Annotated in this window: 14 protein-coding genes; 7 read left to right on the top strand and 7 right to left on the bottom strand. The window is 65.9% G+C overall.

From position 1 onward, the window contains the following. Window positions 1-66: 66 nt before the first annotated feature. Window positions 67-2,562: an aminotransferase class III-fold pyridoxal phosphate-dependent enzyme gene (locus ACFWPJ_RS10995; protein WP_378849662.1), complete on the bottom strand. Its 2,496-nt coding sequence runs from the start codon at window positions 2,560-2,562 to the stop codon at window positions 67-69. 244 nt (window positions 2,563-2,806) lie between these two features. After that, a complete protein-coding gene (locus tag ACFWPJ_RS10990; RefSeq protein WP_378849660.1) occupies window positions 2,807-3,250 on the bottom strand; it encodes a tyrosine-type recombinase/integrase in 444 nt (147 codons plus the stop codon). Between the two features lie 174 nt (window positions 3,251-3,424). On the opposite strand from ACFWPJ_RS10990, the gene ACFWPJ_RS10985 reads away from it, so the two are divergent. Continuing rightward, window positions 3,425-4,228, top strand: coding sequence for a class I SAM-dependent methyltransferase (locus ACFWPJ_RS10985; protein ID WP_378849659.1), 804 nt, complete (start codon window positions 3,425-3,427; stop codon window positions 4,226-4,228). Window positions 4,229-4,421: 193 nt separating this feature from the next. Here the strand turns inward: ACFWPJ_RS10985 and ACFWPJ_RS10980 are convergent, their stop codons facing one another. Continuing rightward, complete coding sequence (locus ACFWPJ_RS10980; protein WP_378849657.1) at window positions 4,422-4,580, bottom strand: hypothetical protein; 159 nt, start codon at window positions 4,578-4,580, stop codon at window positions 4,422-4,424. Next, complete coding sequence (locus ACFWPJ_RS10975; RefSeq protein ID WP_378849655.1) at window positions 4,577-4,897, bottom strand: hypothetical protein; 321 nt, start codon at window positions 4,895-4,897, stop codon at window positions 4,577-4,579. The genes ACFWPJ_RS10980 and ACFWPJ_RS10975 overlap by 4 nt, the downstream gene beginning before the upstream one ends. Window positions 4,898-5,079: 182 nt before the next feature. Between ACFWPJ_RS10975 and ACFWPJ_RS10970 the strand changes: the two genes are divergently transcribed. Then, window positions 5,080-6,234 (top strand): helix-turn-helix domain-containing protein, encoded by a 1,155-nt coding sequence (locus ACFWPJ_RS10970; RefSeq protein WP_378849654.1) that lies wholly within the window; start codon window positions 5,080-5,082, stop codon window positions 6,232-6,234. Between the two features lie 292 nt (window positions 6,235-6,526). On the opposite strand, the gene ACFWPJ_RS10965 is transcribed toward ACFWPJ_RS10970, so the two are convergent. After that, window positions 6,527-7,072, bottom strand: coding sequence for a TetR/AcrR family transcriptional regulator (locus ACFWPJ_RS10965; RefSeq protein WP_378849666.1), 546 nt, complete (start codon window positions 7,070-7,072; stop codon window positions 6,527-6,529). Between the two features lie 119 nt (window positions 7,073-7,191). Here ACFWPJ_RS10965 and ACFWPJ_RS10960 point away from each other — a divergent pair, with 119 nt between their 5' ends. Genes ACFWPJ_RS10960 through ACFWPJ_RS10950 form a run of 3 tightly spaced genes read left to right on the top strand, consistent with a single transcriptional unit; the run spans window position 7,192 to window position 10,691 of the window. Further along, on the top strand, window positions 7,192-9,675 hold the full coding sequence (locus ACFWPJ_RS10960; protein WP_378849653.1) for a molybdopterin-dependent oxidoreductase: 2,484 nt from the start codon (window positions 7,192-7,194) through the stop codon (window positions 9,673-9,675). Window positions 9,676-9,715: 40 nt separating this feature from the next. After that, a complete protein-coding gene (locus ACFWPJ_RS10955; protein WP_378849651.1) occupies window positions 9,716-10,273 on the top strand; it encodes a hypothetical protein in 558 nt (185 codons plus the stop codon). A gap of 55 nt (window positions 10,274-10,328) precedes the next feature. Beyond that, the gene (locus ACFWPJ_RS10950; RefSeq protein WP_378849650.1) at window positions 10,329-10,691 is read left to right on the top strand and encodes a hypothetical protein; all 363 of its coding nucleotides are present in this window, start codon (window positions 10,329-10,331) and stop codon (window positions 10,689-10,691) included. Between the two features lie 30 nt (window positions 10,692-10,721). Here ACFWPJ_RS10950 and ACFWPJ_RS10945 read toward each other — a convergent pair whose 3' ends face one another. Beyond that, window positions 10,722-11,324 carry a hypothetical protein gene (locus ACFWPJ_RS10945; protein WP_378849648.1) on the bottom strand — a complete coding sequence of 201 codons (603 nt, stop codon included), beginning with the start codon at window positions 11,322-11,324 and terminating at the stop codon, window positions 10,722-10,724. Between the two features lie 223 nt (window positions 11,325-11,547). On the opposite strand from ACFWPJ_RS10945, the gene ACFWPJ_RS10940 reads away from it, so the two are divergent. Then, complete coding sequence (locus ACFWPJ_RS10940) at window positions 11,548-12,057, top strand: pyridoxamine 5'-phosphate oxidase family protein (protein ID WP_378849646.1); 510 nt, start codon at window positions 11,548-11,550, stop codon at window positions 12,055-12,057. A 66-nt stretch (window positions 12,058-12,123) separates the two neighbouring features. Here the strand turns inward: ACFWPJ_RS10940 and ACFWPJ_RS10935 are convergent, their stop codons facing one another. Beyond that, complete coding sequence (locus tag ACFWPJ_RS10935; protein ID WP_378849664.1) at window positions 12,124-12,831, bottom strand: MerR family transcriptional regulator; 708 nt, start codon at window positions 12,829-12,831, stop codon at window positions 12,124-12,126. A 61-nt stretch (window positions 12,832-12,892) separates the two neighbouring features. Between ACFWPJ_RS10935 and ACFWPJ_RS10930 the strand changes: the two genes are divergently transcribed. Next, on the top strand, window positions 12,893-13,271 hold a 379-nt coding region (locus tag ACFWPJ_RS10930), incomplete at its 3' end, for a DUF6194 family protein (protein WP_378849644.1).

Below are 13,271 nucleotides of genomic sequence, written 5' to 3'. Positions count from 1 at the left end.
GCCCCGCCGTACAACCCCTTTGTTGGGGCGGCCGGCGGCCGGGACCCGCGCCCGGGGGGGTTTGCTTTATTCTACCCGGAGCGTCACCCCCTTGTGCTGGCCATTTACATGCCACGCGACCGCTTCCTCGTCGGCGATACGCTGCAGGCTCTCGCGCAGGTAGTCGGTCTTGGCCTCGAGTTCGCGGTAGATCTCCGGGTTGTCACGCAGGTGGCTCAGCACCGCCGCACCCGCCGCGGTCGAGACCGAATTGCCGCTGGTCGTGCCGCCACAGAACGCGCGGGTGGCGTAGTCCTCGAACGGATCGTCGGTCGTGCGCGCGGTCTGCATCACGCGTTCGCTGCCGTGGACGGCACCGCCCGGCAGACCACCGCCGACGATCTTGCCCAGGCAGGTCAGGTCCGGCACAACTTCCGCCAGTGTCTGCACGCCGCCGAACGCCGCACGGAATCCGCTGACAACTTCGTCGAAGATCAGCACGACGTCACACTCGTCGCACACCTGACGCAGCTTGCGCAGGAAGTCCGGGTCGAAATCGAGGTTCATCGACGGCATCGGCTCGATGACGATGGCCGCCAGGGACGAGGCGTACTTGCGAATCCGGTCGAGCGAATAGTCGGCCCCGTATTGCAGGACCAGCGTGTTCTCGACGACCTGACGCTGGGCGCCCGCCGAATTGCTGACCGGGATCGGCTCTTTCGCGTCACCGCGGTAGCGGAACCACGAAGACACCATGCCCTGGTCGGACCAGCCGTGATAGTGGCCCTCGAACTTGCCGATCATGTCCTTGCCGGTGAAGGCGCGAGCGATGCGGGAGGCGGTGAGCACGGCCTCGGTACCCGAGTTCGTGAACACGACTTTGCCGTCGCCACCGAACGCGTCGGCGATGATCGTGGCGAGTTCGAGCTCGGCGCGATTGCCGATCGCGTTGACCGCGCCCTTGCGCACGGCTTCTTCGATCGCCTCGACGACGGGCTTCGGCCGGTAGCCGAGGATATGCGGCCCGAAGCCACTCGAAAGGTCGATATAGCTGTTGCCGTCGATATCGGTGATCCGGCTTCCCTCAGCCGATTCGACGATCAGCGGGTATTCGCTGGGGAGCATGTACCGGTCCATGTGGATCTGCGCGATCAGCGCCCGGTCGTGGTCGTTCTTGATCGCCATCGCCTCGGGCATATGACCGGCGATCTCATTGTCGAACAACGCCTTGAGGTCGTCGCTCATGAACGGTGAGAACCGGTCGGTGAACTTCCGGGCGTTCGCCCAGACATCGATATCGGGGTCGACGGCGCTGACGAATCCTTCACCTGTCAGGAAAGCCAGGCCCAGGAGGGTGAATTCGGTGGTGAGCCGCCAGCCGACCGCCCGCAGCACCTTCGTCGCGTCGTCGAAGAAGCCCATCGTGGACCACGACTCGGTCTTATCCTCGAAGTGGTACTTCAGCACGGCCGCCAGTTGCGCGCGCAAGTCGTCGATCGATCCCGCCGCGTCTTCCGGTTTGACCGTGAACGCCTCGATGAATCGTTCGACCGCCTTGTCCCACTTGCCGTGGATACAGGCATAGTAGAAGGCGGCGAGATTCCATTTGCCGTCTTCGGACAGCGTGCCGACGAGACCGAAATCGAGCAGTACGATCCGGCCGTCATTGTAGACCATCGAGTTTCCGGGGTGCGGATCGACGTGGAATTCGCCGTGGAAGAAGGCCATCGTGTAGATGATGTCCTGCATCCGGCGGGCCAGTTCGGCCCGCGGATAGGTGCACTTCTCGAATTCGGTGCCGGGAATCGCGTCGCCGATGAATTCCATGACGAGGACGTCCTCGGAACACAGCTCTGGATACACCTCGGGCACCACAACGAAGGGATGCGCCCGGAAGTTCTCCCGGACACGGCCCTGGCGCTGCGCCTCGACCCGCATGTCGCACTGATCGACCAGGAAGGGGCGCAGTTCGGCGAAGTGGCTCACCGCGTCGTAGGAACGGGCCGGCGGAACCAGCTTCTGGACGGCGGCCAGCAGCGCCGACGTGGCCGAGGTGCTGGCGGTCAGGCTCTCACGCACACCGGACTTCACGATCTTGACCGCGACGATCTCGCCGGTGTCGAGCCGGCCCCGATGCACCTGGGCCACGGTTCCCGCGGCCAGCGCTGTGGGGTCGAATTCGACCAGGCGGCGGTTCAGCTCCGGGGTAGCCTTCGCACGGAGGACCGTTCGAGTCTGCTCCGCCGACATGGCGGGCATGTCAGCGAACAGTGCGCGAAATTCGGAAATGGCGTCGCTGTCGAACAATCCCGTCTGAGTGCCTAGGATCTGTCCGGCCTTGGTGTACATGGGGCCCATGCGAACAAGGAACTCACGCAGATTCGAGGCCACGACTGCCTTGTCGCCCGTGCGGCGGAATTGGCGGTAGCCACGGGTGCTGTAGTACGGGAGCCAGGCGGCCAGGCGGCTCACTTCACGAGTGGGCGAGCTGGCCTTCTTCCGGTATTCCTTCAGCGGTTTCTTCGCAGGGAGGTCGGCGGTCTGTAGATCCGCGGTGATGGTGCCTTCTGAAACTGTGGTCATTTCCCCTCCTCAGCGCACGACAGTGACTGCCAGTCATAGGACACACCTATGCCGCGCGCACGAGTACCGATAGTCGAAAAGATGTCGATGGCAGCACCGACGCCGCCAACGGATATCGGAAAAGCCTTGGCCCCCTTGCCAATTAGGGCTTTCTGCCAGCATGTCGAGCCGGGCGATTGCGATTCCGATTCTGGCACATCACGTCAGTGTTACCAAAGGTTACGGATACCAGTCGTGGCACAGCTCACACTCGGCGTACCGCTCGCGATCGACACGAACTTCCGCATCGGCTTCCCCATTTGCCCAGATGAAAGGGAGATCCAAGCGTCCAACTGGTCACATGTCCAAACATCTTGGCGAACATGGCGAGAGACGCGGTGGTGTGCCGGAGTTCGTGCGGCGTGAAGCCAGCGGGCACGCCGGAGTCCTTGGCCGCCTTCACCGCTCGGTTCCACCAGTCGCGCCGGACGTTGCGCAGCCGCAACGGCTCACCGTTCGCGGCCGGGAACACCAGCGCGTCCGGGACCTTGCCCTTGATGGTTTCCTCGAGCATTTCCGGGAGGAACCGGGGCACGGCCACGTCACGCGCTTTGCCGTTCTTCGGTGCCCCGTAGCCCATTTCCCCGTTCACCTGGGTAACCGAGCGGTGGACCCGCAGCCGGGAGCAGAGAACGTTCACGTCGGCCACCGACAGCGCCGAGATAGCGCTTCTCCACGTGCACGGAGGTCGGGAGTTCCACCTCCGCTGTGATCCATTGCGACCCAGTGAATCTGGCGAGGACGGTGTGGATTCGATCACTTGGATCGGCCGAAGGCTGGTATTTCAACCTTCAGCTCAAGCCACCCGGCTTAACGTCTTGGAATGAGCTGGTCTTCACCAATTTCCTCAGCGGGCGATCCGTACTACTCGCTCCCCAACGAATGGGATTTTGCTGACGAACGTCTTGCCCTGCTCGGCGCGGCTTACGACCCGGGAAGTATCGCGCTTGCGCAGCGGCTGGGTGTGAATGCGGGATGGCGGTGCCTGGAAGCCGGAGCTGGCGGCGGATCCTTTGCCCGATGGCTATGCGGTGCTGCACTGCCTGGCGGCCGAGTGCTCGCGGTGGACGCCGACCCGCGCCATCTCTCCGACTTGCCTGACCTCGGTGGCGAAGTCGCCCAGCTCGACCTCGTCGCCGACGACATCCCTGAACGCGCATTCGATTTCGTCCATACCCGATTCGTCCTGCTGCACATTGCCCACCGGGAAATTGTTGTGGAGCGGCTGGCCCGAGCACTGACACCGGGCGGGGTTGTCCTGCTCGAAGAAGGCGACGGGCTCGGCGTGCTCGATGAAATGCCAGGCGCATTCGGTGAAGTCTGGCGTGCCTTCGCGCGCTCGACCGAAATCGCGGGCGCGAGCCAATCGTGGGCCCGACACCTGCCCGAGCACCTGGAGGCGCTGGGGCTCGTCGACATCCAGGCCGACGCGGAGATCCCTATCTTTCGCGGAGGTTCACCGATGGCGCGCATGTGGAAGCTCACCTGGGTACAGGCGCACGACGCCTTGGTTGCTCTCGGTGTCTCGCCCGAGGTTATCACCGCCGCGCAGGCCGAGCTGGACGACGAACAACGATGGCTGTACGCCCCGCCCACGGTCCGCGTATGGGCCCGCGCACCTCAGTAGCGCGACAGACGATGACGCGTCGCCTCACGGAGGAGCCCTCCTCAGCTGGAACCCTCACTGCGCCAGCGATTCGCCAGATTCAATGAGTCCCCGCCAGATACATCGCGCCAGGACACCAGGAAGCAGATCCGGCCACCCGGAGCGTGCTCTTACTGCCGATAACACTCCCTTGTCGGCAGTAAGATGTCGGCAGTCAGAAATCGCCCACTGGGTGGCAGGATTCCTCCGCCTCCACCCGTCGCCGGATTTCCTCCACCGGGCGATCCGGCGGAACTCCTTCGGGCCACAGGATGGCCGCGACCATCACGGCCACGGGCAGCGCGAAGACCACGACCCACAGGAACAGCATCATCGGCCCAACTCCCGATACAGCTCCGTTTCCGTGACCAAGATCGGGTCCACGTCGATCGTGTCCAGAAGTCCACGGCGTACGGCCCTCAACAGGTCTTCGTCCACCGCCGTGGACGACACGGCCGCAAGGGCGGCCAATACATCGGCGTCCAGCTCCGCGTACTCGTTCTCGTAATCGTCGGGGTCCATCAGCCACCCGTCCGGGCTGACGAACGACCATGACCTGTCCGAGTGCTGGAGGTATCGCGGCCCGCCGCCATCCGGCGCGAGTGCCAGTTTCCGAGCGTCTTCGTCACCAAGTCGTGCGGGTAGGTCCACGGTCCCGCCCCTTCCGTCGTCCGGTTGGCTGAGCCACCCGCCGCCGGGAACCGGTGCCGGGCCGGTTCGGTACCGGCGGCGGGTGCTGAATCGAACGGTATGCGTGGGTTTTTCGGCCCGTACCCGTCTTGCTGTCCACAACCGTCCACAGCCGGAAACAAAGCACGGTTACCGTGGGACTTATGGACTCCGGCGGGGAGAATGTCACAGGTGAGCGGCTGCGCGCCGCGCGGGAGGCGGCCGGGCTCAGCCTGTCCGCGATGGCCGCGCGCACGCACTACAGCAAGCCGCTGCTCGGGATGCTGGAGACCGGGCACCGCCAGATCAGACCGGAGCACGTGCACGCCTACGCCGACGCCCTGGGGGTCGGATCGGCGCTGTTCATCGAACCGATGGACGGCGAACGGGCGGCGGCCGAATGGATTGTGCGGGCGGCGGCGTCCGACATCGGCGGGGACACCCTGGAGCGGCTGGAACTGGCCGTGGACGACTTGGCGGCGGGCTACCCGACGACTCCGCCGGGCGAACTACTCGTGAGCGTCCGCCAGCACCTGGGCTACGCCGGGCGGCTCATGGACTCCCGCAAGACCCTGGGACAGCACCGCCGCCTCCTGGTCACGGTCGGATGGCTCTCGCTGCTGGCGAGCACGTGCCATATCGACCTGGGCGAGACCTCCGCCTCCGCCGCACGCGGACACCTGGCGTGGAACCTGGCCGACGAAGCGGGACACCCCGAGATCGCCGCGTGGTGCCTGGAGACGCGGGCGTGGCAGCAACTCACGGAGGGCGCATTCACGGAGGCGGCCGAGTTGTCCCGCGCGGCTCAGGCTATCGCGCCAGAGGACAGTTCGGCGTTCATCCAGGCCACCGCCCAGGAGGGCCGTGCACTGGCGAGACTCGGGGACAGCAAGGGCACATACGGGGCGCTGCGCAGAGTCGCTCGCCTGGTGTCCGGGCTGAGCACGCCCGACCGGCCGGAACACCATTTCCGTTACGACCCGGCCAAGTCGGACGCCTACGTGGCTACCACGTTGTCCTGGCTCGGCGATCCGGCGGCGGAGTCCTACGCCAGGCACGTCCTGGCGGACCTGAAGCGCTCCCCGACCGTCCGGCCGCGCCGGATCGCGTCGGCGAACCTGGACCTGGGGCTGGCCCTGATCGCGGCCGACAAGGCGGACGAAGCGGCGGACGTGGCACTGGCGGCGGTGGATTCCGGCCGCCTGGTCCCGTCGAACTACTGGCGCGTCTCCGAAGTGGTCTCGGGGATAGAGGGCCGGGGCGCGCCGGACGCGGCCGTGGTTCGTGAAGCGTTCCGCGACACCTACCGAACGGCATAGCGGCCAACCGTACGGAGCCCCGTTGGGCCCGACTTCCAAGGTCGTAGATATGACGAAGCCCCGGCCCACCACGCTCGCGCGTTGGGCTGAGGCTGCACCACCTCCCGAGTATGCATGTAGTTGGCTATTACCCAACGAATGCATACTGCCGGAGGAATGGCGGTCCCTCATTCACCAAACCAGATTTGTCGCCGATCTGAGCGTTGCCGACGGACACGGGGTGATCGGCAACGGTCAGGCCCAGTGGTGGCAGAAAGAGGCTGCCGCGTGCGGACGCCGACGCCAAGGCACCTCAGCCGGCTATCACCGAGGTCAGCAGGACCTCGAGTTCTTCGATGACATCGTCGAGCGGCGTCGTGGATCGGTTGACCCGGCAAAGGATCACCGCGCCTTCGATGGCGGCGATCGCCATGGTGGCCAGCCGGGCGGCGCGCTCGGGTTCGACACCGTCCGCTTCGATCGCGGTGACGAGGGCGACGCGCCAACGGTCGATGATGTCCGCGACCGCCGGTTGCAGGTGCCGGTCATCGGGCGAGCTGCCGACAGCTACCGAGACGACGGGGCAGCCTGCCTCGAAGCCGGACTGCTCGAGCAGTGTGTTCCAGAATTGCCCGAAGTGCCGCAACGCCGCGATCGAGCCCTGGGCCACTGCTTTGTCGATGATGGCGCTGATTGCGTCACCGGCCAGGGCGAGCGACTCGGTCATGATCTCGGCGCGCCCGCCGCGGAAGTGGTGGTAGACCGATCCGCGCGGTGCGCCACTGCGGGCCAGTACGGCGTCGACGGTTACCCCGGCCGAGCCGCGTTCACGCAGGAGCTCGACGGCGCTGTAGAGCATCTTCTGCCTGGTGTCGGTGCGGGCTCCCACGTGCTGTGCTCCTTCCGGGGTTTCAGCTATGTTACCTGCCATAATAATATGCTATGTTGCCTAGCATATTAGGCTGGAAAGGGTGCGACATGGCCGAGCCGAAGGCGACTGCGTGCGTATTGTGCGAGTGCAACTGCGGGATCACGGTCGACGTGGAGGGGCGCCGGCTGGCGAAGATCCGCGGCGACAAGGCGCATCCGGCGTCGGAGGGCTACACCTGCGAGAAGGCGCTGCGCCTCGACCTGTACCAGAACGGCGCGCACCGCATCACCAAGCCGCTCAAACGCCTGCCTGACGGCACTTATCGGGAGATCGACTGGCACACGGCGATCGATGAGATCGCCGCGAAACTCTCCGCCGTCAAAGACGAACACGGCGGAGACAAGATCTTCTTCTACGGCGGAGGCGGCCAGGGTAATCACCTCGGCTCGGCCAACGCGCTCGCGCTACGTGGGGCACTGGGCTCGGTGTATCACTCCAACGCACTGGCACAGGAGAAGACCGGCGAGATCTGGGTGGACGGCCGCCTCTATGGCGGTCACACCAAAGGCGACTTCGAACACGCCGAAGTGCTGGTATTCGTGGGCAAGAACCCCTGGCAGTCGCACAGCTTTCCGCGGGCCAGACCCGTACTCAAGCAGGTGGCGGCCGACCCGAACCGGTCGATGATCGTCATCGATCCGCGAGTCAGTGAAACCGCGGCGATGGCCGAGCACCATTTGCGGGTGCTACCGGGGCGCGACGCCTGGCTGATGGCTGCGCTGGTGGCGGTGATCGTGCAGGAAGACCTGGTCGACGCCGACTTCATCGCCGCCCACACCACCGGCTACGACGAGGTTCACGCGGCGTTCGTGGCCTGCGACGTCACGGATTTCGCGAAGGTCAGCGGTGTCGACGAGGGCGAGATCCGGGCGGCCGCGCGCCGGATCGCGACCGCGTCGAGCGTGTGCGTCTACGAGGATCTCGGAATCCAGCAGGCGCCCAACAGCACTCTGGTGTCGTACCTGAACAAGCTCCTGTGGATCGTCACCGGCAACTTCGGCAGACCCGGCACCATGTATCTGCACTCGTCGTTCGCGCTCCTGGCCGGTGGTTCCGGTTCCGGATCGCCGCGCAAGAAGCCGGGCGCACTGGCACGCGCGCGGAAGCAGCTGATGGCGCGGACCGTCACCGCGGCGGCCACCGCGATCAGCACGACGCTGCCCGCGCTCGCACGGGTGACCCCGCTGCGCGCGAAGGTGGAAGCCGGGGCATCGGCCCTGCTCGACGCGATGGTTTCCTTGGCGGGCGGCATGCTCGGCGGCGGCGGCGCGGGCGGTGGTGGCGGCGGGCGGACCTCACCGGTCACCGGCGCCAAGATCATCGGCGGCCTGATCCCGTGCAACTCGATCGCCGACGAGATCCTCACCGACCACCCGAACCGCTTCCGCGCGATGTGGATCGACTCGTCGAATCCGGCGCACTCCCTCGCCGATTCCCCGCGGTTCCGTGCCGCGATGCGTGCAGTGGACTTGTCCGTGGTGATCGATGTGGCGTTCACCGAAACCGCGCGCGAGGCCGACTATGTGCTGCCCGCGGCCAGCCAGTTCGAGAAGCCCGAAGCGACGTTCTTCAACTTCGAATTCCCCCGCAACGTCTTCCACCTGCGCAAACCGATCATGGAACCGCTGGGCGGAACGCTGCCGGAGCCCGAGATCTACGCGCGGCTACTCCGCCGCATGAACGTGGTCGACGACGCCGTCGTCACCCGCCTCCGACGCGCGGCGCATACCGGACGCGACACCTTCGGCGCCACCTTCCTGGCCACCGTCGCCGCAGACCCCGCACTCGGAAAGATCGCGCCCTACCTGTTGTACGAGACGCTCGGCACGACACTGGACCCACGCCTGCGGGGCGCCGCGGTGCTGTGGGGTATCAGTCACATGTGTGCGCTGTCGAACCCGAAAGCCGTTGCCCGAGCTGGCTTCACCGGTACCGGCCTGACGCCGGGCAACCGGCTGTTCGACGCGATCATCGAATCCCCGACCGGCGTGGTGTTCACCGACGACACCTGGGATGACGTGTGGAACTACGTCAAACGCAAGGATCGCCGCTTCACCATCGCCATCGACACCCTGCTCGACCAGGTACGCGAACTGCCCACCGCGCGCACAGAATGGACGACCCCGGAGTTCCCGCTGGTCCTGGCCGCCGGTGAGCGGCGCTCGTTCACCGCCAACACGATCTTCCGCAACCCCGACTGGCGCCGCCGCGACCGTGACGGCCACCTCCGGATCAGCGCCGAGGACGCCACCGCCTTGCGGCTGACCGACGGCGGCCCGGCGCGCCTGGTCACCGCGAAGGGATCCGCCACCGTCATCATCGAGGTCAGCGACATGATGCGGGCAGGAAACATCGCCCTGCCCAACGGTCTCGGCCTCGACTACCCCATCGGCGACGGCACCACGACCAGCGCCGGGGTCTCCCCCAACGAACTGACCTGCCTGGAACTCAAAGACGACTTCGCGGGTACCCCCTGGCACAAACATGTCCCCGCCCGGCTCGAAGCGCTCGAAGGCGTCCCGGCCGAATAGTCTTGACCTGAAGATGAGTTGAGCTTCTAGCGTTCGCTCTATGAGTGAGAACGCAGAAGCAGTGGCGGTGCTGGGCGGCCAGATCATGACCATCGCCCCGGCCATCGGATCACCGGACGCGGTGGTGTTCTACGGTGGCCCGCGGCCGGTGTTCGACCGTCACGAAGCCCTTCTCGAAGTCCTCGGTGGCCGCCCCACCCATGTCTCCGACGACCCGGGTGTGGCCGTGCTGTACGGAATGGCCGTCCACGACCACATGTGGGGCCTGCTGAACGGATTCCTCCACGCCGCAGCACTTCTCGGCGATGCCGGGATCCGGATCGACGACTTCCAGCAGCAGGCCCAGCCGTCCTTGGCCGCACTGTCGAACCTGTTCCCGATGCTCGCGAACGAGATCGACCGCGCGGAGTTCGCCGTTCCCTACGGCGCGCTCCAACACCATCTACCCTCCATCGACGACCTGATCGCCGAGAGCAAAGCCCGAGGCATCGACACCGATCTCCCCACCCACACCAGAACCCTCGTCGCCGATGCCCTCGCCGCAGGTCACGGCCATGACAGCTACGCCCGCCTGGTGGAACGCTTCAGCCGCGGATAAGTAACATTCGGCCGAGCTCGGCCGAAGATCAACTTGACACCGGAGGAGTTTCCCTATGAAACAAGCAATTGTGGCCGCCGCACGCGTCGCGGCCGCAGGTATTTCGGGTATTGCCGCTGTTGTGCTCATCGGCTCCGGCTCCGCGCAGGCGGCGCCGCAGGATTGTGTTGTCTCGCGGGATCTTTTCGGCGCGTCCGCGACGTGCCAGCCCGACGGGGGAAGCAACTATGTGCTGAAAGTCGAGTGCTTCGGGCTCTACGCCAACGGGCCGTTCCCGCTGTACGGCGTCGGTCCCTATTCGTCGCTCAGCTACCCCTTCACGCCGGATGGCCAGCGCATCACCACCGGCTGCACGGGGATGGGTCCCGGCGTTGTCGCCGTGGCCACCAACGCCTACGTCGAGATCTATCGCGGCTAGGCCGGTTTCGGAGGTCACCTCGGCGGCGGATCAGAACTTGCCCGTGTGGTGTTCGATTCGGTGGCCGAGGTGAGTACCTAACTCGGTGATGAATTCGTCGGTCAGCGGGGGCCAGCCCCAGAAATCGAAGGCGAGGCTACCGAGGGCGAAGCAATCAGCCCAGTTCCATTCGGTGATCGGGCTCGCCACGGCGCAGGAGACGCAGGTCGCCGATCCCGCACCGGTTTCTTTCCAGGCATCGATCGCGTCCGAGAACGGTTGCCACACAGCCTTATCGGCTTCCCACCGCTGTGGGTAGTCGATGATCACGGTCGTGGCCTCGCACCGCGGGCATTCGACCGCGGACGGTTCGATCGCGCCCTGCCCCGGATAGTGGGCATCTCGGCCGACGATGACGGCGACCGGACCTGGCATCCAGTCCGCACCCCATTCCTGGGTGATCTGAGCCCAATCCGGCCCTGGCACATACCCTTCGTCGACCTGGAGGCTGTACATCGTGTCGCCGGACATCTCCCGCGTCAACCACCCCCGCGACACCATCCAGTCCACCATGCGCTCGGCCAGCGCGCCCGCGTCCGCGGACGTCACCTCGAGGTCGACGATGCGTTCGAAATAGTCACCCACAAGCCGCATCCTGCCATCGGGGTCCGACAGCCGTGCCGTGACCGACGTCAAGCCATGCACTTCCGCGGACGATCGGCCGTGCGGTGATTATCCGCGCTGTTCACCGCATAATCTGCGGCGAATAGCGCCCCTTGCTCTGCAACCTGGCGTGATGTTCTTGTGTTTCGGTTCGGGGCGTCCGTCGGCTCGGTAGGGTCGGCGGGAATTGGCATGACCTGGAAGGTGGGCGTCGGTGGGTATCAAGCAGCGGGCCGTGGTGCAGATGAGTGCGGAGGAGATCGCGCAGTTCCTCGACCGCAGCCGGGTGCTCACGCTGGCCACGCTCAACGCCGAGGGGAAGCCGCATCTGACGGCGATGTGGTTCGGGCATATCGACGGCGTCATCTACTTCGAGACCAAGTCGAAGTCGCAGAAGGCGGTCAATCTGCGCCGCGATCCCACCATCACCTGCATGGCCGAGGCCGGTGACACCTACGACCAGTTGCGTGGCGTGTCGATCGAGGGCATCGCCCATCTGATCGAGGACACCGAGGACGAGGAGTACTGGAAGGCGGGCATCGATATCTACGAGCGGTACGTCGGTCCCTATAGCCCCGAGGTCAGGCCGTTTGTGGAGGCCATGATGCACAACCGCGTCGTCGTGCGGGTCGAGCCGACACGCGTCCGCTCTTGGGACCACCGCAAGCTCGGGCTGCCCGCCATGCCGCTGTCCGGCAGCACCGCGGAGGCCCCGGCGCCCTGATCCTGCGTCATCGAGGAAGCCGTCGCGCGACGTCATCCGGTGATCAGTTCGCGCCCCGGCCCGGCGTCACCCGGCGAGTAGTTCGCGTAGTGCCGCGGCACCGTCGAGAATGGCCAGCGAGCGGGCGGTGATGGCGGTGTCCCTGGCGGACAGCGCCTCTCGCACCTGCGTGGAATGCTGCCGGAAGGCGGGAATGACCCTGCGTACCTGCTCGATTCGGTAGCCCGCCCGGCGGAGTTGATGGACGATCCTGACGTCGCGGACCTGCTCGGGCGAGTACCGGCGCGCACCGCCGGTCGCAGCCGATCGATCAGGAACGACCAAACCCTCTGCGTCCCAATGCCGCAACATCGAGGTGCGGATACCCAGTGCGGTAGCGAGCTCGGCGATGCTCATCGCATCAGAACCGCGCACCTCCGTGATCGGTTCTGTGGCAATAGCTTCGGCGGCTTGCCTGGCCAGCTCGAGGTCGACACGTTCGGTGTGCAGGCCCGCGTGTGCCGCGTCGAGCATCGCCAGCGCTCGCGCGTGTTCACCCGCGTGCACGGTCCGGATGATGCGCTTCGCCTCGACCGGACCGAGTCCCGCCGCGAGTGCCCGATAGGCCAGCGCCGACCGCACATGGATCTCCCGATAGATCCGGTGCCCGCCCGGCGAACGGTCCGCGGGTGGCAGTACGCCGTCGCGTTCGAGATCGCGCACCTGCTGGACCGAGTACCCCGCACGCCTGGCGACGTCGACGGTGCGTCCGACCGGCGAGTTGAGGTTTATCACCGAGAACTCCTCGTCGTCGGTGGAAAAGTCCACACAAGCACTTGAATGAGACGCTCGAACCATGACGATAGACGACATCATCGACTACGTGACCGGCCTCGGCGGCGTCCTGCACCTGAACCCCGCCCCGGGCGGCGAATGGCCGGAGATCAGCTGGGGCGACTCGTTCTTCTACTACGCCCCCGACGGAGTCGTCCCGACCGCGACCCAGCCCTTCGCCACCATCGTCACCAAGGACTACCCGGACGACCGGAGTTCGCGACTCGACCGGGCCGGCACCTTCCGGCTCAATATCGCCGGGGGCCGGGAGACCTTCATCGAGTGGACGGGCCACGCGCCTGGCCGTGGTCCCGACGGGGGGGTCGCGGTGTCGTTTAAACATCAGTCCCGGGCGGCCGCTACTGTTGGTGTTGATCGGTGGCTTATACACAACTGTAGCG

The sequence above is a fragment of the Nocardia sp. NPDC058497 genome, assembly GCF_042720195.1.
GTDB lineage: Bacteria > Actinomycetota > Actinomycetes > Mycobacteriales > Mycobacteriaceae > Nocardia.
This window is presented reverse-complemented; position numbering and strand designations above follow the sequence as displayed.